17 protein-coding genes are annotated in these 23,997 nt (G+C 64.3%); 2 read left to right on the forward strand and 15 right to left on the reverse strand.

The features are described from left to right. Positions 1-22: 22 nt before the first annotated feature. The 3 genes from HXS65_RS06975 to HXS65_RS06985 all read right to left on the reverse strand — a co-directional run bounded on the left by HXS65_RS06975 (position 23) and on the right by HXS65_RS06985 (position 5,357). Positions 23-1,810 carry an ABC transporter permease gene (locus HXS65_RS06975; protein WP_176493512.1) on the reverse strand — a complete coding sequence of 596 codons (1,788 nt, stop codon included), beginning with the start codon at positions 1,808-1,810 and terminating at the stop codon, positions 23-25. Continuing rightward, positions 1,786-3,069, reverse strand: a complete 1,284-nt coding sequence (locus HXS65_RS06980) for an ABC transporter substrate-binding protein (protein ID WP_255304443.1) — start codon at positions 3,067-3,069, stop codon at positions 1,786-1,788. The genes HXS65_RS06975 and HXS65_RS06980 overlap by 25 nt, the downstream gene beginning before the upstream one ends. 65 nt (positions 3,070-3,134) lie before the next feature. Then, positions 3,135-5,357: an FAD-dependent oxidoreductase gene (locus HXS65_RS06985; RefSeq protein ID WP_077375383.1), complete on the reverse strand. Its 2,223-nt coding sequence runs from the start codon at positions 5,355-5,357 to the stop codon at positions 3,135-3,137. Between the two features lie 299 nt (positions 5,358-5,656). Here HXS65_RS06985 and msrA point away from each other — a divergent pair, with 299 nt between their 5' ends. Further along, a complete protein-coding gene (msrA, locus tag HXS65_RS06990) occupies positions 5,657-6,334 on the forward strand; it encodes a peptide-methionine (S)-S-oxide reductase MsrA (RefSeq protein ID WP_176493513.1) in 678 nt (225 codons plus the stop codon). Between the two features lie 96 nt (positions 6,335-6,430). On the opposite strand, the gene HXS65_RS06995 is transcribed toward msrA, so the two are convergent. Next, the gene (locus tag HXS65_RS06995) at positions 6,431-7,771 is read right to left on the reverse strand and encodes an MFS transporter (RefSeq protein ID WP_176493514.1); all 1,341 of its coding nucleotides are present in this window, start codon (positions 7,769-7,771) and stop codon (positions 6,431-6,433) included. A 265-nt stretch (positions 7,772-8,036) separates the two neighbouring features. On the opposite strand from HXS65_RS06995, the gene HXS65_RS07000 reads away from it, so the two are divergent. After that, complete coding sequence (locus tag HXS65_RS07000) at positions 8,037-8,954, forward strand: LysR family transcriptional regulator (RefSeq protein WP_176493515.1); 918 nt, start codon at positions 8,037-8,039, stop codon at positions 8,952-8,954. A 94-nt stretch (positions 8,955-9,048) separates the two neighbouring features. On the opposite strand, the gene HXS65_RS07005 is transcribed toward HXS65_RS07000, so the two are convergent. The 11 genes from HXS65_RS07005 to dnaX form a co-directional block, all read right to left on the reverse strand. Further along, positions 9,049-9,564: a C40 family peptidase gene (locus tag HXS65_RS07005; protein ID WP_205632728.1), complete on the reverse strand. Its 516-nt coding sequence runs from the start codon at positions 9,562-9,564 to the stop codon at positions 9,049-9,051. Between the two features lie 354 nt (positions 9,565-9,918). Then, positions 9,919-12,549: a YbeU/YbeR family protein gene (locus HXS65_RS07010; protein ID WP_176493516.1), complete on the reverse strand. Its 2,631-nt coding sequence runs from the start codon at positions 12,547-12,549 to the stop codon at positions 9,919-9,921. 282 nt (positions 12,550-12,831) lie between these two features. After that, positions 12,832-15,909 (reverse strand): efflux RND transporter permease subunit, encoded by a 3,078-nt coding sequence (locus HXS65_RS07015; RefSeq protein ID WP_176493517.1) that lies wholly within the window; start codon positions 15,907-15,909, stop codon positions 12,832-12,834. 3 nt (positions 15,910-15,912) lie between these two features. Beyond that, the gene (locus tag HXS65_RS07020) at positions 15,913-17,133 is read right to left on the reverse strand and encodes an efflux RND transporter periplasmic adaptor subunit (protein WP_176493518.1); all 1,221 of its coding nucleotides are present in this window, start codon (positions 17,131-17,133) and stop codon (positions 15,913-15,915) included. 80 nt (positions 17,134-17,213) lie between these two features. Beyond that, on the reverse strand, positions 17,214-17,852 hold the full coding sequence (locus HXS65_RS07025; RefSeq protein WP_077375426.1) for a TetR/AcrR family transcriptional regulator: 639 nt from the start codon (positions 17,850-17,852) through the stop codon (positions 17,214-17,216). A gap of 295 nt (positions 17,853-18,147) precedes the next feature. Beyond that, positions 18,148-18,627 carry a YcgN family cysteine cluster protein gene (locus tag HXS65_RS07030; protein WP_077375429.1) on the reverse strand — a complete coding sequence of 160 codons (480 nt, stop codon included), beginning with the start codon at positions 18,625-18,627 and terminating at the stop codon, positions 18,148-18,150. A gap of 67 nt (positions 18,628-18,694) precedes the next feature. Next, positions 18,695-18,991 (reverse strand): YcgL domain-containing protein, encoded by a 297-nt coding sequence (locus tag HXS65_RS07035; protein WP_077375431.1) that lies wholly within the window; start codon positions 18,989-18,991, stop codon positions 18,695-18,697. A gap of 124 nt (positions 18,992-19,115) precedes the next feature. Then, positions 19,116-20,303, reverse strand: coding sequence for a ribonuclease D (gene rnd, locus HXS65_RS07040; protein ID WP_176493519.1), 1,188 nt, complete (start codon positions 20,301-20,303; stop codon positions 19,116-19,118). A gap of 207 nt (positions 20,304-20,510) precedes the next feature. Further along, on the reverse strand, positions 20,511-21,137 hold the full coding sequence (gene recR / locus HXS65_RS07045) for a recombination mediator RecR (protein ID WP_077375437.1): 627 nt from the start codon (positions 21,135-21,137) through the stop codon (positions 20,511-20,513). Next, positions 21,137-21,469 (reverse strand): YbaB/EbfC family nucleoid-associated protein, encoded by a 333-nt coding sequence (locus HXS65_RS07050; protein WP_077375440.1) that lies wholly within the window; start codon positions 21,467-21,469, stop codon positions 21,137-21,139. Before HXS65_RS07050 ends, recR begins: the two co-directional genes overlap by 1 nt. Positions 21,470-21,625: 156 nt before the next feature. Continuing rightward, a complete protein-coding gene (dnaX, locus tag HXS65_RS07055; protein WP_176493520.1) occupies positions 21,626-23,854 on the reverse strand; it encodes a DNA polymerase III subunit gamma/tau in 2,229 nt (742 codons plus the stop codon). Between the last annotated feature and the right edge of the window lie 143 nt (positions 23,855-23,997).

Raw genomic sequence — 23,997 nt, forward strand, 5'->3', positions numbered from 1 at the left:
TGAATGGGGAAGGTGTCAGGCGTCAGCCACGTATCGGTGCCAGCGCGCGCCCGGCAGGCACGGCTCTCGCCAGCAGGAAGATCAGCAACGGCAGACAGGCCTGCAGACAGGCCGCGACCGCCGTCAGGCGAGGATCCGCCCCCGTGGCCAGCGCCAGCGTCTCGGTGGTCAGGGTGGGGACGCGTCCACCGCCCAGCACCACCGTCGGCACGTACTGCGCGATGCTGACCGCGAAGGCCACTGCCCAGCTGATGGCCAGAGGCCTGAGCATCAAGCGCAGCCGGATGCCGATCAGCACCTCAAGCCGCGAGCGCCCCAGCAGTCGTGCTGCCTGCTCGAGGCGCACGTCGAAGCGGGCCCAGGGGCCGGCCAGCGTCAGCCAGGCATAGGGCAAGGCGAACAGCAGATGGCCGATCACCACCCCCACCCAGCCCGGATCCGCGCCGAGGCTCAGCCAGCCGACCTGGAAACCGAACAGGAAGCTTGCCTGAGGCAGCAGCAACGGCAGGTAGAGACACACCACGAAGCCTCGCAGGCGACCCACCTCACGCTCACGCTCGAAGACCGCCACACTGAGCATCACCGCCAGGGTGGCGACCAGCACGGCGAGCCACAGACTGTTGCTGAAGGCCCCACCCAGTCCTGAAAGCGCCTGTTGCCAGCTTTCCAGCCCCCAGCGAGCCGGCAGCAGTGACGGGAAGAACCAGCTTCTGGCCAGCGATTGAACGGCGATCACGGCAAAGGCCAGCAGCGAGACTGCCGTCACCGTGCCGAGCAGGACGCGGATCACGCGCCCGCGCTGCCCCTTGCGCCCCGGGCGTCCCGGGCGTCCCGGGCGTCCCGGGCGTGCTGCTGCCCGAGGTGCAGGATTGTCGAGCACCCAGTCACGATGGCGATTCAACAGATAACGTCCCACAGCGGCACCCAGCGCCATCACCACGATGACCAGCAGTGCCAGCAGGAGTGCCCCGACACTGGCCGGTAGACGTGAGCTCGGGTCACTGTCACGCCACAGTTCGACCAGACGCACCGCCAGGGTCGGCGTACGTGTCGGCCCCAGTACCTGAGCGACATCCACCACCGCCAGCGAATAGGCCAGCACGGCACCGATGGGCAGGGCGATGGCCCGCATCACCTGCGGCATCAGAATTCGCCAGCGCAGCTGGGGGATGCTGTAGCCGAGCGCCTGGCCCGCCTGCAGTTGCGCGGTGACCGGCAGACGCGAGAGCGCCGTCTGGGCCATCAGCATCAGAAACGGCGCTTCCTTGAGTGCCAGTCCCAGCGCCAGCGTGATGCCATGCGCGTCCGGCAGAGGGTATTGCGGGGGGACCAGCACCTCGAAGGGTGCCAGCAGCAGTCGCATCAGCACGCCGCTGGGGGCGGCCAGCCACAAGAGCCCCAGAGCCAGCGCCAGATGCGGCATCGCCAGCACCGGTGCCAGCAGACGTTCGAGGCGCTCGCCGAAACGGGTACCGGCGGCCGCGGCCAGCCAGCCCATGGTCAGCAGTACCGCCAGCAGCGTGCCGCCGATGCCGCTGACCAGGGTCAGACGCAGTCCGTCGGCCAGTCCCGGCAAGGCCCACCAGCGCTGCCAGGCGATCGCCGAGACCTCCTCGAAGCCAAGCGCCGGCCACAGCCCGAATGCCGGTGCGACCAGTCCTGCCAGTCCCAGCGCCGTGGGGCCGAGCAACAACAGCAGTACCGCCCAACGCAGCAGGCGAGCCGGTGTCAATGCCAGGCGCCCCGCCGGGCGCTCAGCGCGCCAGCGCTCGGCAAGCCATTGCGTCAGTTGCGATAGCGTCGCGCCCACTCGGCCTCCAGTGCATCGGTCCAGCTGGGATGCGGCTCGCTCAGCGGCGTGCCCAGCGCTTCGGACGACATGCCACCCGCAAGCTCCGGCAAGGCGTCGAAGGCAGCGCGCTTTGCCGCCGGCAGGCGCGTCACGTCCAGCACCGTCTCGTCACCCCAGCGTGAGGGGTCCGCCTTGGCGGCCTGTGCCTCGGCGGACATCAGCTGGTTGACCCACACCAATGCGGCCGCCTTGTGAGGCGCACTGGCCGGAATCGCCAGATAGTGCACATTGCCGAGAGTGCCGCCGTCATGGATATACGGCTCAATGGTCGGTGGCAGCCGCCCTTCCTGACGGGCATTGGCCACTTCCTGGGGCACGAAGGTCAGCGCGATCCAGACACTGCGCTGAGCCAGCAGCTTCATCTGCTCCTCGGCGCCGGCTGGCTGTCGCTCGCCCTGCGCCCACATCAGCGGATGAAGGGCATCGAGATAGTCCCACAGCGGTGCGGTCACCTCAGCGAACAGAGCATCACTCGCCACCGGCGCAGCCAGCAGCTCACGCTGCTCACCCGGCATCAACTCAAGCAACGCCTGCTTGAGAAAGGTGGTGCCATGAAAGCTCGGTGGCTGCGGATAGGTCACGCGCCCGGGGTTGGCCTTCGCCACGTCCAACAGCGCCCGCATCGAGCGTGGCGGCGATTCCAGCAAGGCACTGTCGTACATGAAGATCAGCTGGGCACGCCCCCATGGTGCCTCCATTCCCTCGGTGGCGAGCCCGAAGTCACGCGCACCGATCTCCTCGAGCAGATACTCGCTGTTGGGCAGGCGTTCGACGAAGGGTCCCCACACCAGCTCGGCCTGCTTGAGCGCGCGGAAGTTCTCGCCGTTGATCCAGATGACATCGATACTGCCATCACTGCGCCCCGCCGCCTTCTCGGCCAGCAAGGTCGAGACGCTCTCGGCGGTATCGGCAATCTTGACGTGACGCACCTCGATACCGTGCTCACGTGCCGCGATCTCTGCCTGGGCGCGCAGATAGGCGTTGGTGGCTTCACTCCCGCCCCAGGCGTGGAAGTCGATGCGCTGACCGCGTGCCTTGTCGGCGATCACGTTCCACTCCAGTGCAGCCAGCATCGGCACTGCCCGCCCCTTGGCGGCATCGGCGGCGTACGCCAGTGACGTGGCCCAGGGCATGGCACTCATGCCGGCCATCAACACCAGTGACCCACCCATCAATGCCAGTGCGCGACGTCTCCCCGGCAGACATGTCGTAGCCATGGAGGTTTCTCCTGATAGCAAGATGCCGCGACCCTGAACGAGCAGGTTCACGGCATGGGAAAGGATCAGTGCTTGTCGACCGTCACGGGAGGGGTGGCGTCATCCGCCTGGCGTGTCTTGGTCGGCTCGAAGCGTCCATTGCGGCGCCAGGTGAAGTAACGATCCAGCACCTTGAGCACGCCTTCCGGCTTGTGGGCGTTCTTCCACATGCCTGCTGCCGCCTTGTTGGCCTCGGACAGTGTCGGATACGGATGGATGGTGGACAGGATCTTGTTGAGACCGATGCCATGCTTCATCGCCATGGTGAACTCCGCCAGCCATTCCCCCGCATAGGCACCGACCAGTGTCACGCCCAGGATACGATCGCGTCCCTTCTCGGTGAGCACCTTGACGAAGCCTTCCGTCGCACGCTCGGCCAGGGCACGGTCACTCTCGCCCATCTCGTAATGGGTCACTTCATAGTCATAGCCCTGCGCCTTGGCTTCGGTCTCGTTGAGGCCGACCCGCGCCACTTCCGGCTCAGTGTAGGTGACCATCGGCATGATGCGGTAATCGACCTTGAAGGTCTTCAGGCCGCCGAACAGTGCATTGACCGCGGCGTGCCATGCCTGATGACCTGCCGCATGGGTGAACTGATAGGGGCCAGCGACATCGCCACACGCCCAGATGTTCGGCTGCAGCGTCTGCAGCGACTCGGAGACATCGATGGTGCCGCGCTCGGAGACTGCGATGCCCAGCTCTTCCAGACCGAAGCCTTCGACGTTGGCTTCGCGTCCGATGGCCACCAGCAGCTCGTCGAACTCGATCCAGCTCTCCTCGCCGTCGGGAGAACTCACGACCAGATGGCGCATCGGCTGACTGTCCTTGTCCTTGAGCACCTCGATGCGCGTGGCGGTGGAATTGATGCGCAGGTCGACGCCCTCACCGGCCAGCTGCTCGTGCATCAGCGCGCTGACTTCCTCGTCTTCACGCGGCATCACCCGCGGGGCACCCTCGATGATGGTGACGTGACTGCCCAGGCGCGCGAAGCTTTGCCCCAGTTCCATGCCGATCGGGCCGGAGCCCAGCACCACCAGACGCTTGGGCTGCACCCTGAGATCCCACAGATTGTCAGAGGTCAGCGGCGTGATCAGCTCGATACCGGGGATCGCAGGAACACGCGGGCGGGCACCGGTGGCGATCACCACGTTGCGCGTGGTCAGCACGCGACCATCGACTTCCACTTCCCAGGGCGTCCTGAGTCTGGCGTTGCCGGTGTGGACTTCCACGCCCAGACTCTCGTAACGCTCGATGCTGTCATGCGGTTCGACACTCTCGACCACGTCCTGCACATGCCCCATCACCTTGGCGAAGTCGATTTCCGGCTCATTGGCGGTGATCCCGAAGCGCTGGGACTGACGAATCTCATGAGCCGCACGCCCGGCACGAATCAGCGCCTTGGAGGGGACACAGCCGGTGTTGAGGCAGTCACCGCCCATCTTGTGGCGCTCGATCAGCGCGACACGCGCATTGACGGCGGAGGCGATATAGCTGGTCACCAGCCCTGCGGAACCGGCACCGATGACGACCATGTCGTAGTCAAAGGTCTTCGGCTTGTCGAAGGCCGCCTGCTGCTTGCGCTTGCGCAGCACGCCGACGATCTTCTTGGCGATCAGCGGGAACAGGCCCAGCGCGATGAAGGAGGCGATCAGCCCCGGCGAGAGGATGCCGGACAGCGACTCCAGCTGGCCCAGCTCGCGACCGGCATTCACGTAGATGGCGGTACCGGCGAGCATGCCCAGCTGGCTTGCCACATAGAAGGTGACCACACGCATGCGGGTCAGGCCCATCACCAGATTGACGATGAAGAACGGGAAGACCGGCACCAGACGCAGCGTGAACAGATAGAAGCCGCCTTCACGCTCGACCCCGCGATTCAGGGATTCCAGCTGACGACGGAAGCGCTTCTCGATGCTTTCGCGCAACAGCGTGCGGGAGATGAGGAAGGCCAGGGTGGCACCGATGGTACTGGCGAAGGAGATCAACAACAGACCCCAGCCAAACCCGAACAGGGCGCCGCCCAGCAGGGTGAGCAATGCCGCACCCGGCAGCGAGAGTGCCGCCATTGCCACGTAGACGACGAAGAAGGTACCCGCGACCTTGAACGGCGATTCCTCGAAGAGTGCCTGAAATTCCGACTGACTGGCCTTGAGGCTCTGCAGAGTGAAGTAGTCCTGTGCCCCACTGGCAAAGAAGACCACGATGGCAGCGACGATGGCGCCCAGAAGCAGTAACTTGCGTTTATTCACTGGCGATTTCCTTTTCGATTCCTGCCGTCATGGGCATGTCATTGGGATGTACCGTGTCCTTACGAGGCATGACGCTGACTGGATGCACTCATCAGATCATGATGACGCGAACGACCTCATCATGATCACGGTAACAGTATCGTTTCATACGACATCTTCGCATCCATCCCGCGTTGATTCGCGTAGAACCCTGATACAGGCAGTGAGGGAATGGCAAGGCAAGCCACCTCGCGGCCCATCGAGACATGGAGATTTCCGTGTTCTCACTTCGAAGGAACGACGCCTTTCCCGGAGACACCATGACCCGATACACGCGATTCCCCTCCACTGCGCTCAAACGTCTCACACCGCTTGCCAGCCTACTTGGCGGTCTGCTGATTGTCGGCCACGCCAATGCCTTTGACCCGGAACAGGCGCCCAGAGGCGTCGCCGAGGGTGTCACTCAAGGCCAGGAGGTCGCCATCTTCGCCGGTGGCTGCTTCTGGTGCATGGAAGGCCCCTTCGACAAGCTTGACGGCGTGATCTCGACGACGTCCGGCTACACGGCAGGCGAGACGGACAATCCCACCTATAAGCAGGTCTCGGCCGGCAGGACGGGCCATACGGAGGCGGTCAAGGTGGTCTATGACCCTGAAAAGGTCAGCTATGACACCCTGCTGGAGGTCTTCTGGCACAACATCGACCCGGTCGCGGTGGATCGTCAGTTCTGCGATGCCGGCACCCAATACCGCAGTGGCATCTATCCGGTGGATGAAGCGCAGCAAGACGCCGCCCAGGCGAGCCTCGACGACTTGAAGGACAGATTCCCCGAAGGCATCGCCACCGAGATCGAGGCAGCGGGCCCCTGGTATGCCGCCGAGCAATATCACCAGGACTTCTACCAGAAGAACCCGGTGCGCTATCGCTTCTATCGCGCGGGCTGTGGCCGTGATGACCGTCTCGAGGAAATCTGGGGAGATGACGCCCCGGCGCACTGAGTCTCACCCTCGGACCGGCTCACCTGCCACTGACACGCAAACGGCTCGCCAGATGGCGAGCCGTTTGCGTGTCAGGCAAGAATCTCACGGTGGATATCAATGCTGCGGCATAGCCCGTCGCCAGCACAGCATCGCCAACCCCAGGGTGACAAGCAGAACGCTGACGCCACCCACCACCACCCCTGGCCACCCTGCCTGCTGCCAGAAGGGCTCCAGCCAGAAGCCGCCCAGGCTCGCCCCGAGATAGTAAGCCGTCAGGTAGAGCGCGCTGGCGCTGGCCCGCGCCCCTTCGGCATTGCGCCCGACCCAGGCCGACGCGGTGGCATGCGCCAGGAAGAAGCCGAAGGCATTCAGGCTCAGGCCGGCCAGCATGCCGATCAACGAATGGCTCAGCGTGACCAGAGTGCCGAGAATCAAGAGCGCGGTGCCCAGCATCATGGTCAGTGCCTGGCCGCAGCGTTGCGCACCATCCTGCTCCTCCTGTCGCTGCGCTCCCTGCGCGAGTGACTGCCCCCGCCCGGCGGCCAGACGCTGTGCCAGCCGGCCGGACTGCGAGGCACCGAAGGTGCCTGCCAGATAGGTCAGAAACAGCAATCCCAACCACTGACTCCCCAGTGACCAGGGGGCCGCGCTCAGGCGAAAGGTCATGTAGCTGTAGAGATTCACGAAGATGAAGAAGTTGAGTCCACCGAGCAGAAACACCGGCCACAGCCGTGGATTGCGCAGATGGCGCCCCAGCCCTGCCAGCATGCTGGCCGGATGGAAGGGCTGTGCCACGAAGCGTCGCTGACGCGGCAGCAACTGCCACAGCGCCGCCAGCAGCAACAGGCTGATACCGCCAATCACCGCGAAACTCATCTGCCAGCCCCAGTGCTCGGCCACGACACCTCCAGCGACCCGCCCACTGATGCCGCCGAGCGAATTGGCACTGATATAGAGCCCCACCGCAGCCATCAACGCCGGCTGTTCCATCTCATCGCTCATGTAGGCGACCGCGACCGCCGGCAAGCCCCCGAGCAGAAAGCCCTGCAACGCACGTACTGCCAACAGCGACCAGAAACCTTCAGCCAGCAAGGCAAGTCCCGAGCAGGCCACCCCCCCGGCCAATGTCCAGAGCAGCAGACGTCGCCGTCCCAGCGCATCCGATAGCGGGCCGAAGACCAGCAACGCCAGTGCCAGCGTGAGGGTGGTCACCGACAACGACAGACTCGCCTGCAGCGAGCTCAGGCCAAGGTCGGTCGCCAGCAGCGGTAGCATCGGCTGCACCACATAGAGATTGATGAAGACGACGAAGGAGCCCAGACACAACGCCTGGGTCATGCGTCGCCAATCACGGCCGTGCGCCTTGAGAGGAGACGGCAGTACTGGCTGCCCGGCAGTGTCGTGATGCCCCGAGTCGGATGGGGCGGTGGAAGACGCACTCAGCGATGAAGCCATCAGGTACCTGCAGTCAATCATGGGGATGGCGTGAGTCTGCGCCCTCGAACACCATCAGTAAAATAGCTCGACATGATGCCAGCCATCAGCAAAAGTGATACCCATGAGCCTGACCCACTGGCCTGCAGGCCTCACGCCGTCAGACCGCCTGCGCATGGTGAATGACGTCCGGGGGACTGGACGGCGTGATGGCCGCAAGGGACGCCGGTCAGGGTCGGGGACAAGGGAGACGGATGAGGATGACGTCAGACATGAAGAGCGCGACATGAAACTGCCCTTCGATCTGCGGGCACTGGAGATCTTCGTGAGTGTCACGGAGCGCGGCAGCTTCACCGCCGCCGCCATGGCGCTGCAACTGGCCCAGTCGGCCGTCAGTCAGTCGATCGCCAATCTGGAGTCCCGGCTGGGCCAGCCGCTGCTGATACGTGGCACCAAGGGCGTGAGTCTGACACCCGCCGGTGAGACATTGCTCGTGCATGCACGCTCTCTGCTGCAACAGGCGCAGCGAGCGGCCCTGGCCATGGCCGAACTGGATGGCCTGGTCAAAGGTGAGGTACGCATCGGCGTGTCCTCGATGCTGGGGTCCTACTATTTCCCGCCCCTGTTGATGGCCTTCAAGGCGCGCCACCCTGATATCACCTTGAGCGTGATCGAGGGCGGCACCCTGAGTCTTCGCAAGATGATCGACAATGGCGAGCTGGATCTGGGCGTCATCGTCGAGGAACACCCCGGCAGCGCCACCAGCGGGCTGGTCAGCCAGCACTTCCTGCGCGAAGAGATGGTGGTCTGCCTGCCCAACGACCACCCGCTGGCGACACGGGAGCACATCAGCCTCGAAGCATTCTTCGCTGAAGAGCTGGTCGTCTTCAAGCGCGGTTATTTCCATCGCGATTTCATCGAACGTCTGGCAAGCCAGCACGGTCTGATTCCCAGTATCGCCTTCGAATCCAACCTGATCGCGCTCAACAAGGCGATCGTGTCACGCGGCTTCGGTATCACCACCTTCCTCAAGCGCGTGGTGGAGGATGACCGTGAGGAAAACAACCTCACCGCCATTTCCTTCAGTGAACCCGCCTGGCTGGACCTGTCGCTGGCCTGGCGACGTGAGCGTGGACTGTCGCGGGCCGAACAGGCCTTCGTCGACTTCGTGATCGAACATTCCGTGGTACGCGAAAGTCCATGACGCGGACTGCCGGACATGGCGGGGCTTGAGAATTCGCGGGCCGAAAACGACAACACCCGGCCAGGGCCGGGTGTTGTCCATCATGCGAGTGTCGTCATTGACTGCGCATGGCCAGTTTCATCTGCATGGCCTCGTGGGGCATGGGCCGCCGCGACTGCCAGTAGTGCTGCGACCAGTAGACATTGTCCAGCCGCGACAGCTTCACGCCACGTGACGTGGAGGCATGCAGGAAATAGCCGTTGCCCACATACACGCCCACATGGTTGTAACGACGTGAGGGGCGGAAGAACACCAGGTCACCCGGCTTCAACTGCGACTTGTCGATACGCTTGCCCCGCTTGACCTGATCACGGGTGGTACGTGGCAGTTCGATCCCGAAACCGTCACTGAACACATGCTGCATCAGCGCAGAACAATCGATGCCCCGTGAGTTGGTGCCGCCCAGGCGATAGGGCGTTCCCGCCCAGCGATCATGCTCTTCCAGCAACACTTCCCGGATACTGGGACCCGATGCCAGCTGCGGCTCTGCCGGGCCCTGCGGTTGGCCGGCCTGCTGACGGTAACGCTTGAGCTTGGGCAATTCCGGCAGATCGACATCGTAATAGGCCATGTCACTCGGAGGCTGTGAATGGCTGGCACACCCCGCCACACCTAGCGGCAACAGTAAAAGACAACACAATAACGTGTGACGCATCCAACATTCCTCGTCGTGGGCCCGGTGCCATGAGACAAAACGTGATCAGCACTTGCGGACGGCGATAACAGGTGATGCATGACAAGACAGAAAGCCGGCAGGAATCCCGTCATCACGAGATGCCTGCATGCCTGAAACGTGAATCAACAGGATCAACGGCATGCCCTGAGACCTGTGACGCAATTGAATGCCGTTCGCAGCAGGGTAGTGCATATTGCCGCAATCCGTATGCCATCGCCTCACAAGATAGACTAAAGCATCAGAAAATACTCAATGCAGCAGACGAGCATCGCCGCTCAGGGTATCCAGATGCAGCGCCGGCCAATGCCCCGGACGCGCGCCCGGGAAATCCAGACTGGCCCAGGGTCCGGCCAATGGCGGCGCCGCCGTCAGCCACTGGATCAATACATCACGGAAGCCGCGCAGGAAGCTGTCACGCTGATCGGTATCGCCCATGAAGAAGGCATAGCCGGCGAACAGCCCGCGCGCATATTCCTTCCAGCTGCCGTAGTGTGCTCGCGCCATCGCATGGGCGCTGTCCAGATAGGCCGTGAAGGTGGCCGCATCCAGCCATCCCAGCTGACGGCCGGCAATCGCCAGATCCACCAGCTGCGCGATGTCCCAGGCTGCCATGTCCAGCTCATTGCAGCGGGCCTCGTTGTCACGCACACGGCGCAGGCGATCGAGGTGCACCTGCTCATCCTCGCCGCGTTCACCGCTCTCGAGCACATCGATCTCGTTGTCCAGACGCGCACGATTGAGGGTATAGGGGCCGTAATTGATCTGATATTCGTCCCGATCCCCGGCATCACGCAGGAAATCGAGGAAGCCGATCAGCATCTCGGCGTTGGCCAGACCATAATGACCTTCCAGCCAGCCGGTCAGTTCCTCGACTCCCCGACCATGCTCGACCATCGGCTCGCCCCAGCACGGCGAATTGAGCGGGCCACTGAGTGCCAGCGCCGTGAAACGATCCAGACTGGGGCGCTCGCCGGGCTCCTGCCAGTCACTGGCGCGCCAGTCGAGCCAGTGGAACAGGCTGCCGGGGTCCTCGAGATGCCAGCGGATCTCGTTGACCAGCGGGTGGTCCTCAAGTTCCGGGACCGCGGATTCCCATACCGCCCAGGCCTCCAGCAGCCGGACGGCGTCCGGATAGAAGCGGCACAGTGCGCTGCGCAGGCGCTCGGCACACTGCGCCAGCTCACCGGCATCGAAATCGCGGCTGTCCTGCACCATCAGCAGATAGAACGCGTACTTCTCCGCCATCACGATGCTGGCAGGATGACGATGACAGACTGCCAGCCGCTGTCGCCGTTCCAGCTCGGCGGTATCGGCGCGACCGAAGGGCGTCTGAGGATCAGGCAGCCCACCCCGTGCGGCATCGGCCGCCAGCTGATTGAGGTGATGGGCCTGCGCCGGCAGCCAGAAACGCGCCATGCCGGCCACGCCATCGCGGGTATCCAGGGCCAGCGTCTCGTTGAGGTACTGACGCGCCTCTTCACGCCGCGCGTCCGCCACATCCGCAGGCAGCCCCTGACGATAGAGCAGGTCCGGCTCTCGAATGCTGGCAATGGCCAGCACCCAGTGGCGGCTGTCACTGCGCCATTGACGCATGGCGGTGCGTGAGCGATCCCGGATGGCCTCCGGCAGCAACGCGTGCAGCTCGCAGCGCAGCGGCGTCACCGGTGAGGCCATCAATGGCCGCCAGTCACTGTCGGTGGAGCCGGTGAGATCCGCCCCCTCGAACAGGCTGCGTCCGCGTTGATAGGCGCGCGCCACACCCTGCCAATCCGCGTAGCGACGCACCAGCAGGTCGATACCATGCGCGGCGAAGTCCTCGCCCTCCTCACGACTCAACCAGCCGGCACACAGACCGGCAAAGGCCAGATCCACCAGCCGCAGCCAGTCCCAGGCGGCAAATTCCAGTGGCTCACCACGATCCAGATACTGGAGCAGCAGCTCCCCGTAGGCCACGGGCGACGGGCCCTGCTCGAGACCCGCAGCGGCCGCCAGCTCCGCACTGGCCGCCGCATGTGCCGGGGTGCCGGCGAGCCCCTGAGCCTTGCGCTCGGCCTCCTCGGAGGCGGCGTCAGACTCCAGCTCGTCGAGCCACTTGTCACGCTCATCCTGACTGGCCGACAGCATGCGCGCGCTGTCGATGTCCCAGCCATAGCGATGCCCTTGCGAGGCCAGCCACAACAGCAGACGGATCAATTCGTCACGAGTGCGGATCGCCCAGGTATCACGCAGCCAGCGTTGCACGTCGGGCCAGTGACCCTGCGCATCGAAACCGCTGTCACTCGCCTCGCAGAGGCCGTCATCCGTCGACGTCAGTGTCGTCCCGCCGACCCAGGGCGCAAAGATGGCGCGCGCCATCCACACCCGGTCACGCTCACCCTGCGGCCACAGCTCGGTGGCGGGTACCGGCTGACGGCCTTCCAGCGCCTCCAGCAGACGCGGCCAGGTGACACCCGCCTCTTCCTGCTCCAGCCGGGACAGCGCGAGACTGGCCTCGAAGAAGCCGTCATCGCCGCGTGTCCAGCCAGCATCGCTGCGCGAATGCGCCAGCGCCTTGAGCCAGTCATCCAGCGAGGTGAAACGTGATGCGATGGCCATGAGCAGTCGCACCAGCCAGGCACGCGTGCGCGCCTCGGACAGCCAGCCAGCCGTCCGCGCCAACGCCAGCAGCTCCAGCGCTTCCAGCTGACGCAGCGAGTCGGGCATGTCACTGGGGAACGCTTCCAGCAAGCGCCAGCCCAGCTCGCCGGCATCCGGCACTTCCAGCGCCTTGAGGCGCGCACGCGCCTCCTCGGATGTCCACACCGCTTCGGGTGTCGCACTGAAACGCCAACCGCACAACACCAGCTGCTGCCCCCACCAGGCACTCAGGGGTTCGACCAAGGCACACCTCACGACTCGACAGGTTTTGATGACGACGGGCCAGCAGCGGACCCTAAACACACCACTGGCGGCGCATAGTGTAACGGAAAGGCGCTGTTGGCGATGCCCCCATGCGGGATCGACTGCATCGCGATGACGCGTGAGAACACCGCTGACTCGCCAACGGCAGTGCGCCCGACGACAGGCGCTGTCATCGGGCGCACGGCATGCCTCAGTGCTTGCCATCAGTGCTTGGCATCACGGCATGGCGCCCTCCCGGGAGGATGGCCATGGGGGACGTGACTACGCCGCCTCGTGCTTGCCTGCCGGAATACGGAACAGTGCACAGTAGGCCACCGGCAGCACGACCAGCGTCAGCAGCGTCGCGACGCCCAGACCGAAGACGATCGCCACCGCCATGCTCGAGAAGAAGGCATCCGAGAACAGCGGAATCATGCCCAGCATGGTCGTGATCGCCGCCATCGAGACCGGCCGCACGCGGCTGACCGCCGCCAGCATCACCGCCTGGAAGCGGTCCTCCTGTTCGGTCAGCTGCACGTTGATCTCCTCCACCAGCACGATGGCGTTCTTGAGCACCATGCCGACCAGGCTCAGGGTGCCCAGCAGTGCCATGAAGGTGAACGGCGCCCCGAACACGATCAACCCGCTGACGATACCGATCAGCGTCAGCGGCACGATGGACCAGATGGCCAGCGCCTGGCGCAGGTTGGAGAACAGCAGCACCGTGATCACGAACATCCCCAACAGCCCCATCGGCAGCGAGGAGAACAGCGCCTTCTGCGCATCGGTGGACGTCTCGTATTCACCGCCCCACTCCAGATGATATCCCTCCGGCAGCTCGATGGCCTCGACCTTGGGTCGTATGCGACTCAATACACTGGCGGCCGTCTCGCCGGACAGTGGCATCGGCTCCGCATAGACCGCCAGCATGCGCTCGCGATTGCGCCGCTTGATCAGGGGATCGCGCAGCTCGGCCTTGAGCGGGCCCATCACCGCTCCCGCCGGCACATAGGTTTCCTGTTCGTCGCTCCAGACGTTGAGACTGGCCAGGGTGTCGAGATCAAAGCGCTGGCGCTCCTCACCGCGCAGCAGGATCGGGATCAGTTCGGAGCCCTCGCGATAGACGCCGACGCTCTCGCCATCACTGTTGATCAGCAATGCCTCATGCAATGCATCCCGCGTCACGCCGACACGCCGCGCCTGATCATCCAGGAACTCGGGTTCGATGCGATTGACGCGATTGCGCCACGACAGGCGAATGCTGTCTGCCAGCGGCTCCTGCTCGAAGACGTCACGCACTTCGGCGGCCAGCTGGCGCAGTACCGCCGGGTCCTCGCCGTAGAGGCGCGCCTCGAGACTGGCCTTGGCGGACGGGCCGACCTGCAAGGCCTGCACCTTGTATTCCACCTGCGGATATTCGGCGCGCAACAGGCGTATCACCTCCTCCATGCGCGCTTCGCGGCTGTCGCGGTCCTCGGTCTCGACGATCAGCTGACCGAAGCTCGCGTAGCTGTCTTCCGGCGAGTAGGTCAGGGTGAAGCGCTGGGCACCGCCCCCGGTCACGCTGGTGACATGGTTGACGCGCTCCATCTTCAGCACCTGCTGCTCCAGACGCGAGACATGCCGTTCGGTCTCCAGCACATCGGTGCCTTCCGGCAACCAGACATCGACGAAGAACAGCGGTGTCGAGGCATCCGGGAAGAAGGCATTCTTGATCTGGCCAAAGCTCATCACGGCCACGACCAGCAGTGCCAGCGCCCCGCCCAGGGTCAGCCAGCGCAGACGGATCGCCCAGCCCAGCAGGGTACGGAAGCCACGGAAGATCACGCCCCGGTAAGGGTCTTCATGCTCGGCGCCGTCCTTGTCGTTGCCCGATGTCTCACGCGCTTCGCGGAAGAACATGTCGAAGAAGAACGGGGTCAGCGTCAGGGCGGTGATCCAGCTCAACAGCAACGAGTAACACAGCACCCAGAACAGCGAGCCGACGAATTCCCCGGTCGCATCCGGCGACAGACCGATGGGCGCGAAGGCGGTGATCGCGATCACCGTGGCCCCCAGCAGCGGCAGGCGATTCTGGTTGACCACCTCGAAGGCAGCCTGACGCTTGGTCTTGCCACGCTTGAGGCCGATCAGCATGCCTTCCGTGACCACGATGGCGTTGTCCACCAGCATGCCCAGCGCGATGATCAGCGCGCCCAGCGAGATCTTCTGCAGCTCGATGCCATGGATCGACATCATCACGAAGGTGCCGAGGATGGTGATCAGTAGCACCAGCCCCATCAGCACCCCGCTCTTGACGCCCATGAACAGCAGCAGCACCAGGATCACGATACCGACGGCCTCGGCCAGATTGAGCAGGAAGCCGGAGACCGCCTCATCCACCACCTGCGGCTGGTGATAGACGGTGGTCAGCTCCATGCCCAACGGCATGCGCGATTCAAGCTCCCCCAGACGCTGGTCGACTCGCTCGCCGACCTCCACCACATTGACGCCGGAGGCAAACGAGATCCCCAGCGACAGAGCGGTCTCGCCATCGGTGTGATAGAGACGTGACGGCGATTCGGTGTACTCGCGGCTGACGGAGGCGATATCCCCGAGACGGATCAGGCCGCCATTGCCGGGGCGACCGACCACGAGGCGCTCCAGGTCCTGCACGCTCTGGAACTCCCCGCCCGGCTGCAATTCCAGCGACAGGCCGTTCTGACGGATACGACCGGCATTGCCGACCACGTTCTGGGCATTGAGCAGATTGGAGAGCTGGTCCGGCGAGATGTTCAGCGCCTGCATGCGATCACGGTCCAGCGCCACGATCACCTGCTCGCTGCGCGCGCCGACGATGGAGACCTTCTTCACGCCCTCCACCAGCGTCAGTTCGCGTTGCAGGAAATCGGCCTGATCCTCGAGATCATGCGCCGAGTAGCCCTCGCCACTCAGGTTGTAGAGCAGGCCGAACACGTCCCCGAAGTCATCATTGACCACCGAGGAGGAGCTGCCGGGTGGCAGACTCGACTGAGCATCATTGATCTTGCGCCGCAACAGATCCCAGTACTGCTGCATCTCGCCTGCGCGCACGCTGCTCTCGAGTTCCAGCGTGATCTGCGAAAGGCCTGAACTGTTGACCGAACTGACACGCTTGAGATTGGGAATCTGCTGGATGGCCTTCTCCAGCGGCAGCGTGACCTCCTCCTCCACCTGTTTGGGGGTGGCGCCCGGATATTGGGTGATCACCACCGCATTGCGGATGGTGAACTCGGGAAACTCCAGCTGGCCAAGATTGAAGAATGACACCACGCCGCCCACCGACAGCAACAGCGTGACCATCCAGCTGATGACCTTGTGTCTCAGGAAGTAATCGACCATGGATCAGAGCCCCGCTTCCTTGACCCAGGGGCGCACAGGCTCCCCGGCTTGCATGCGGCTGGCACCCGCGGTCACCAGACGATCACCGGCATTCAACTCCCCCGTGATCACCAGCCCCTCCCCCGTGGCCTGAAGCACCTCGACGGGCACGGCTTCCACCGTCCCCTGCCCTGCCTTGTCCTTGTCCTTGTCCTTGTCCTCGACGTCCGGAGACGTCTCGGCGGCAGCAGAGCCGTCTTCCACATAACGCCACACCACGGCCTGCTGCGGGTCGGCATCGCGCATCACCACCGCTTCCACCGGGACACGCCATTGCCCCCCGGTGGCCCCCGTCAGCTGCTGCATGTCCAGCTCGACCGTCGCGCTCATGCCGGACAGCACGGTGATGTCCTGAGGCTCCGGCAGGGTCAGGGTGACCTGATAGCTCAGCGAGCCCTCACTGGCGCTGGTGTCATGCTCCTTGTAGCGCGCCGGATAGCGCTGTTCACCGCGCCCGAAGCGTACCCAGGCCAGCGCTGCATCCTCCTGACGCCCGGCCATGGCACGCTCACGGTCGATGGCGCGCACCTGGCGTTCCGGCAGATTGAAGGTCACGTCGATCTGACCGGGCTGCTGGAGCACCGCGATGGTTTCCTGCGCCGTGACCACCTGATAGTTGTCCACCGGCACTCGGGCGATCACCCCGTCATAGGGGGCTTTCAACTCGGTATAGCTGAGCTGGTCCTGCGCCTGGGAGTACTGGGCCTGTGCCGACTGGAATTCCGCCTGCGCCTCATCGAAGCGGGCACGGCTGATGGCGCCCTTCTCCACCGAGTACTTCATGCGCTTGTAGGTCGCCTGGGCGAGATTGAAGCTGGAACGGGCGTTGTTGAGCTGACTGCGGGCATCACGATCATCCAGCTGCGCGATCAGCTCACCCTGCGTGACCTCCTGGCCGGCCTGCACGTTGAGCTCACGCAGCTCACCGCCGATCCGGAACGAGAGATTGGAACGCTCGGAGGCCTCGACCACGCCGGGATAGCGCTGTATGACACCGCCCCCCTCATCCGACAATGACAGCAACTTGACCGGATGCACCTTCTGCTTCTTCAGCGGCGCCTCGGCCTCGCTGCAGGCCGAAAGCCCGAGGGCCAGCAGCAGACCGGCAAACAGCTGCAGAGCAAGGCCTCCGCGCCAGGCGGCGGGAGTACGCAGGTGTGGCTTGGCACCAGGTCGAAGTTTCATCAGCAGGCCCTTGAGTCATTGGAATGGAAAAGCACAAAACGAAGATCTGTCATCTGTCCGGCAATGCGTACGGCCGTGGCTCACGGTGCTGGATGACGAAGCGCTATCGCGTCCCAGGCCATCTCGAAGGCCTGGTCGAAGCATGCATCACTGATGGCCGGCACCTGACAGCCCGAGCCCTGCAGCAGGCTGTAGATCGAACGAAACATGAACACCTCGATGAGAGCGATGTCGATCTGTTTCAGAATGCCGGTCCGCTGGCCCTGCGCGAAGGCTTCCAGCAAGGGCGCGGCCCGCTCCTGGTTGGCCACCTTCAGGGCGTCCCGCATATGCGAGGAGTGAAGAAACTGATCATGAAACCGGAACAAGGCGGGCTGGCGGCGCCCCAGCATCACCAGGGCGTGCCACACCCGACACAGCGCTGACTTGAGCTGCCAGGCCGCGGGGGACATCGCGGGCGATGTGACCCGTGATACCTGCGCGTCCGGCTCGGCCTCGAAGGCATCAAGCGCCACCTCGATGATGCGGCGGCTGACCTCGCTGAAGGTGGCCTCCAGCAAGTCGTCCTTGTCGCGATAGTAAAGATAGAGCGTTCCGGGGGACATGCCGGCAGCACGCGCGATGCGTGCCACGGAGGTCACGGCAAAACCATGCTCGGCCACCTCATGCAGAGTGGCTTCCAGCAGCGCCTGCTGCTTGTGTTCATCACGATGGCGCATGGCCTGTCTGCCTCTGGATCTGCTCAGGATGAGAATCCACACAAAATAAATGAACGTTCATTTATTTACAACCAGCCATTGCGCCAGCCGGCCCCCGCCTTGCCATGCAGACGGCGGCTCTGATGCAGACACCACCAGGCCCCACCTGCCTCAGACCAGGCAAGGAAAAACGGACAAGGAAAAACAGGCAAAGAAAAACAGGCAAAGAAAAACAGGCAAAGAAAAAGCGCAGCTCAAGGAGCTGCGCTTGCACGATCAAGACGGGCAGACAGGGAGACGCGAAAACGTCAGCGCCTCAGCTCTCCGGGTCGATGATCGCGATGATATGGTCTTCCAGATCCTGCTGGCGCACCGAGGCCTCGGAAACGGCGAAGCGTGACACCGCGACACCGGCACGCTTGACGCTTCTGGCATCCCCGGTCAGCAGCGGATGCCATTCTGGCAGCTCACGGCCTTCATTCAGGCGGCGATAACCACAGGTTTCCGGCAGCCAGCGCAGCTTGCCTACCGTCTCGACATCCAGCGGGATGCAGCCCGGCACGCGTGTGGCGCGATTGGGGTAATCACGGCAGCTGACCTTGCGCACATCCAGCAGGCGACAGGCGACATCCAGTACCGCGATGTCGCCACTGTCTTCATCCTCGAATTTCAGCAGGCAGCATTGGCCACAGCCATCACACAGTGCCTCCCACTCGGCCGTGTTCAGCTCCGAAAGCGCATGCCGCTCCCAGAAACGCTCACGTTTTCCGCCGTCAGGTTGCGGAACATCACTCATCTTGCTCTCCTCGCCCTGCCGGGCAGCAGGGTCGGTCCAGTCGGTCTCGTCTGACGACGGGCAGTCGTCAGTAGTGCGTTTCCGGCGGCGTCACGCCAATCTCCTTGAGGAGATTTTCCTTGACCGGCGGCATCTGCAGGTAGAAGCCCTGCTCCCGGATCTTCTCCAGCACCGTGGTACTGGCCACACGCGCCAGCGGCTTGTCGGCACGGATCAACAGCGTCATCAACGGCGCAGGCCTGCCGAAGATCTCCAGCAGGGACTCCGGCACATCCTTGAGACCTCGCGTCTTCTCGACGTACAGATACATCTCGTCCTTGCGGGCGCTCTTGTAGATCTCGCAGATCATCTTGTCATCAGTCATCGGGACCACCCATCACGTCATCTTGCAGCGCATGCGCGCATCAGCGTGCGCACGGGACACGAGCGCACGACGTCTCACATTGGTTACGTGATCGCCCCCGGCCATGCCGGAGGCAATCCTTGACTCATTCCGGCTGGAACGCCTTGGCGAGGCGCTCGGCCAGCAGCGCGCCGCGCCAGCCACCCGGCAACGGCAGCGGCTCACCTTCGTAGTCGGCGATCACCAGCGCTTCCATGTCGCGACGCTTGCCGAGAATCTCCGGCTTGAGGTCCTGGGCCTCGGCGACCGCGTTGACCTCACGCTTGAGGCGCTTCATGCGCGCCTTCCATTCCGGCGCCAACGGCGACGGCGGCACGCGCGGCAACTGGCTGTCATCGATCATCGCCACGTCCTTGAGAATTTCCAGCACGCTGTCGCCGATGCGCTTGATCTGGGGCGGGTGGAGCCCCTCGACCTTGGCCAGCTCGAAACGATTGACCGGCAGACGCTCGCAGATGGCGAACAGCTGGGCATCCGCCAGCAGGCGCGAGCGCGGCACGTCACGCAGACGAATCTGGGCCTCACGCCACTCGCACAGGGACTGCCAGGCGGCCAGCCCACGCGGCGTGAGCTTCCACAGGCTGCGATGGCGCTTCCAGTACTCCGGGTCCGGCGTGGCACCCCCGCTGCTGCCCGGGGCACTGCAGTCCTCTTCCAGCCAGGCCATGCGACCCAGCTGATTCAGGGCCTCACGCTGCTGTGCCCAGACCTGCGGCAGGAACAGCACGTCCAGAGCGGCATAGTCACACTGCGCCTGACTCAGCGGACGCTTGAGCCAGTTGGAGCGCGTCTCTTCCTTGGGCACCGTGATGCCGGCCACACGTTCGACCAGACGCTGATAACCCATGGAGGCTTCGCCACCCGTGAGCCCTTCGGCGATCTGGGTATCGATCAGCGGTGCCGGCGCCACGCCCGCCCAGCGCAGGAAGACTTCCATGTCCTCGCCGCAGGCATGCAGCAGCTTGAGCGGCCCCTCAGGACCCAGCAGACGCTTGAGCGCGTCACTGACCGGCACCACCGTGGGGTCGATCAGGAAGATGCGCGGCGTCTTGCCATCCGCACCGGGCAGCTCACCATCGCGGGCCGCCATCAGCTGCACCAGTGCCGGAATCGGGAAGAAGGTGGACTCACGGATGAACTCGGTGTCCAGCGCCAACCAGTCGGCGCCCTCAAGTTCGGCACAGGCAGCGGCCAGCGCTTCGGGGGTCTCGACCCAGATGGCGTCGAAGTCTAGCTCTGACAGCAGTGCGGTGGCGGCGGATTGATCACTCATCTGCAAGAATATCTCATGGTGACTGGCTTGCCCGGGCAAGCGATAAATGAAGGGTGACGGGCACTCGCCAGACACCGGGCGGAAACGACGGCGGGCGTGGTGGTTCCTGACCACCACGCCCGCAGACGTGCTGCTGTTGTTGCCTTTCGGACGCTTTGCGTCAAGGACATGCCGCTGGCGAAACGCGATCGGGCGAACCCGACACGTTCAGATCTCGCCGAGGGTAAAGGGCAATCGGCCGCTGAAGGCACGACTCAGCGTACCACCATCGACATATTCCAGCTCGCCACCCATCGGCACGCCATAGGCCAGCCGTGTCAGCTTGAGGGGCTGCCCGCCATGCGCCACATCGCGAAGCTGCTCGGCGATGTAGTGCGCGGTGGCTTCACCCTCGACCGTCGGGTTGGTGGCCAGCACCAGCTCTTCGATCTGACTCTCGCGCACACGGGTTTCCAGCGCATCCAGACCGATGTCCTCAGGCCCGATGCCGTCCAGCGGTGACAGGTGGCCATGCAGCACGAAGTAACGTCCCACGTAGCCACCCGCCCCTTCGATGGCAAGCTGGTCCGCGGGGGACTCCACCACGCACAGCACTCGCTCATCACGCCGAGGACTCAGGCACAGCTGACAGATCTCTTCTTCCGTCAGCGTCCGGCAGCGCGCGCAATAGCCGACACGCTCCAGCGCCTCGCCGAGTACACCGACCAGCCGGTCGGCCCCCATGCGATCACGCTCCAGCAGATGCAGCGCCATGCGCTGTGCGGTACGCGGACCGACGCCCGGCAGCACGCGCAGGGCATCCAGCAGCTGATCGACCAGCGGCGAGAATCCCATCAGAACGGCATCTTGAAGCCGGCCGGAAGGTTGAGACCCGCAGTCGCCTCTTCCATCTGCTTCTTGGAATTGACCTCGACCTTGCGCACCGCGTCGTTGACGGCAGCGGCCAGCAGGTCTTCCAGCAGTTCCTTGTCCTCTTCCATCAGGCTCGGGTCGACCTCGACGCGCGAGACGTCATGGCGTCCGTTCATGGTGATCTTGACCATGCCGGCACCGGCTTCGCCCTGGACTTCGGCCTTGGCCGCTTCTTCCTGGACCTTCTGCATGCGCTCCTGCATTTCCTGCGCCTGCTTCATGATGTTGCCCATACCGCCTTTTCCACCAAACATGGCTCACCTCATCAATGACGTGTTGTACATGAACTAACGATAAATGCTGTCTGCCAGCCGCGCCATCTGGCATGGCTGGCGTGGGGGCACATGCCCGCAAGCACGTCCCCCCGGAATCCGGGAGCGTCACCGGTCGCGGTGACCGATGACGCTCGATCAGAAATTGTCCGGCTCGAAGGAGTTGACGCTTTCCTCGATCAAGCGCGCGCCCAATTGCTGCTCCAATGACTGGATATGCGGGTCAGCACGCAAGGCTTCAACCGCCCGCAGCTGACGCTCGCCCAGCAGTCGAATGCGTCGGCTGTGAGGTGTCTCGAGACCCTCCGGCAGCGGGCCGACATTGATCTCGAGTTCCCGCACCACGCCCTGTCCTGCCAGCGCCTTGTGAATGCGCTCCCGGTGGACATCCGCCATCATCGCGGACTGGGCAGGGTCCAGCCTCAGCTTGAGGTGCGTGCCATCGTCGTGCTCGACCAGACAGTGCGCCCCGATGTTGCGTGTGATGCCGCCAAGCCCCAGCGCCGGGAACAGCTCCAGCCACGCCGCGTGATTCAAGCGGCCATCACCACTCGGCGCATCGGATGGCGCAGGCGCTGATGCCTGAACCGGCGCGGGAGCCGCTGCCTCGACAGGCTTGGGCATGACCGGCTCAGACATGGCCGGCTCAGACACGACCGGCGCAGCAGGCTCTGGTTGTGATGGCGCTGACAATTCAGCAGACGTCGGCGCTGCTGTTTCAGCAGACTCCGGTACTGATGCTTCAGCGGGTTCCGGTTCCGGTTTCGGCTCCGGTTTCGGCTCCGGTTCCGGCTCCGGTTGCGCCGAACCAAAGGCGGCGCTCAGGCGTGACATCGCCGAGCTGGGCGCAGCGGCTGCCTGTGCGGGCGCAGCCACCGGCTCCGACGGCTGCGGCGCTTGCGCACCCGTGGCAGACATCGCCGGGGCTGGCTCGGCAGCCGGCGCTGACCCTGTCGCGGCCGATGTCTGGGGCTCATCTTGTGTCAGGTCGCGAAAGCCGGCATCCCGGGCGTCATGGGGAACGTCCTCCGTCGCCCAGGGGGGCGGCTCATCGGCCATCGGCGGCCGTGCTTCAGTCACCGGTGCGGCAGACTGCGCCGCGGCGGGAGCCGGGGCTTGCTGAACCGGTGCTTCTTGAACAGGAGCCTGCTGAACCGGAGCTTGTTGAACAGGAGCCTGTTGAGCCGGAGCCTGCGGCGCGGACGCCTGTGGTGCCGGGGCTTGAGCGGCGCCCTCCGGCTGGCCGGTCATCGGCAGCGGCGTCTGCGCCGGACGCGGCACGCCCTGCGGGCGGAAGGCCAGCATGCGCAGCAACGTCATCTCCAGCGCGGTGCGGGCATCCGGCGCATTGGCCATGTCGGCGCGCCCCTGCAGGGCGATCTGGTAATAGAGCTGCACGTCTTCGCCAGTGAAGCGGCTGGCCAGCGCCAGCAGTGCATCACGGTCACCATGGCCGTTGTCCAGCGCGCTCGGCACCATCTGGGCGATCGCCAGGCGATGGAAGACGGAGGCCATGTCATCCAGCACACCGCCATAATCCGGGCCCTGCTCGGCCAGCGTCGCGACCTCCGCCAGCAGACTCGCGGCGTTCAATTCCGCCAGACATTCCAGCAGCGCCAGCACATGACGGTGATCCAGGGTGCCCAGCATGGCGGCGACATCTTCGCGCCGCACTTGACCATGGCCGAAGGCGATCGCCTGGTCCGTCAGACTCATGGCGTCACGCATCGAGCCATCGGCGGCCTTGCCGAGCAACCACAGCGCGTCTTCCTCGAAGCTGACTTCCTCACGCCCGAGAATGTCGGTGAGGTGCTCGACCACGCGGACCGGCGGCATGTTCTTGAGCGTGAACTGCAGACAGCGCGACAGGATGGTGACCGGCAGCTTCTGCGGGTCGGTGGTCGCGAGCAGGAATTTCACGTGGGGCGGCGGCTCTTCCAGCGTCTTGAGCAGCGCATTGAAACTGTGGGTCGACAGCATGTGCACCTCATCGATGAGGTACACCTTGTAGCGTCCCTGGGTCGGGGCGTACTGGACGTTGTCCAAAAGCTCACGCGTGTCCTCGACCTTGGTCCGCGAGGCGGCGTCGACTTCGATCAGGTCGACGAAGCGCCCCTCGTCGATCTCGCGACAGGTGCCACACACGCCGCAGGGTCTGGAGCTGACACCCTCCTCGCAGTTCAGACACTTGGCGAGAATGCGCGCCAGCGTCGTCTTGCCGACACCGCGAGTCCCGGTGAACAGATAGGCATGGTGCAGGCGCCCCTGATCGAGGGCATTGACCAGCGCACGGCTGACATGCTCCTGACCGATCAGTTCGTGAAAATTGCGCGGGCGCCACTTGCGCGCCAATACCTGATAGCTCATTGAGCGAGGCATTCCTTGGGTGATCTGAAACATGAGCGGAAAGCCTGCACGACCCGGATAAGCGTCACCACCGACAGTCGACAGACGGAGACCGATGACGCGGCCTCGCTGAGAATGCGCTCATTCTAGCGACTTGCCGAGTG

The organism is Cobetia sp. 5-25-4-2 (assembly GCF_013374075.1).
GTDB classification, from domain to species: Bacteria; Pseudomonadota; Gammaproteobacteria; order Pseudomonadales; family Halomonadaceae; genus Cobetia; species Cobetia marina.

Excerpts from the sequence above, each read along its gene's own strand:
- HXS65_RS06980 (WP_255304443.1), bottom strand. The coding sequence starts at position 3,069 with ATGGCTACGACATGTCTGCCGGGGAGACGTCGCGCACTGGCATTGATG.
- msrA (WP_176493513.1), top strand. The coding sequence starts at position 5,657 with ATGACCCGATACACGCGATTCCCCTCCACTGCGCTCAAACGTCTCACA.
- HXS65_RS06995 (WP_176493514.1), bottom strand. The coding sequence starts at position 7,771 with ATGGCTTCATCGCTGAGTGCGTCTTCCACCGCCCCATCCGACTCGGGG.
- HXS65_RS07000 (WP_176493515.1), top strand. The coding sequence starts at position 8,037 with ATGAAACTGCCCTTCGATCTGCGGGCACTGGAGATCTTCGTGAGTGTC.
- HXS65_RS07005 (WP_205632728.1), bottom strand. The coding sequence starts at position 9,564 with ATGGCCTATTACGATGTCGATCTGCCGGAATTGCCCAAGCTCAAGCGT.
- HXS65_RS07015 (WP_176493517.1), bottom strand. The coding sequence starts at position 15,909 with ATGGTCGATTACTTCCTGAGACACAAGGTCATCAGCTGGATGGTCACG.
- HXS65_RS07020 (WP_176493518.1), bottom strand. The coding sequence starts at position 17,133 with ATGAAACTTCGACCTGGTGCCAAGCCACACCTGCGTACTCCCGCCGCC.
- HXS65_RS07025 (WP_077375426.1), bottom strand. The coding sequence starts at position 17,852 with ATGCGCCATCGTGATGAACACAAGCAGCAGGCGCTGCTGGAAGCCACT.
- HXS65_RS07030 (WP_077375429.1), bottom strand. The coding sequence starts at position 18,627 with ATGAGTGATGTTCCGCAACCTGACGGCGGAAAACGTGAGCGTTTCTGG.
- HXS65_RS07035 (WP_077375431.1), bottom strand. The coding sequence starts at position 18,991 with ATGACTGATGACAAGATGATCTGCGAGATCTACAAGAGCGCCCGCAAG.
- rnd (WP_176493519.1), bottom strand. The coding sequence starts at position 20,303 with ATGAGTGATCAATCCGCCGCCACCGCACTGCTGTCAGAGCTAGACTTC.
- recR (WP_077375437.1), bottom strand. The coding sequence starts at position 21,137 with ATGGGATTCTCGCCGCTGGTCGATCAGCTGCTGGATGCCCTGCGCGTG.
- HXS65_RS07050 (WP_077375440.1), bottom strand. The coding sequence starts at position 21,469 with ATGTTTGGTGGAAAAGGCGGTATGGGCAACATCATGAAGCAGGCGCAG.
- dnaX (WP_176493520.1), bottom strand. The coding sequence starts at position 23,854 with ATGAGCTATCAGGTATTGGCGCGCAAGTGGCGCCCGCGCAATTTTCAC.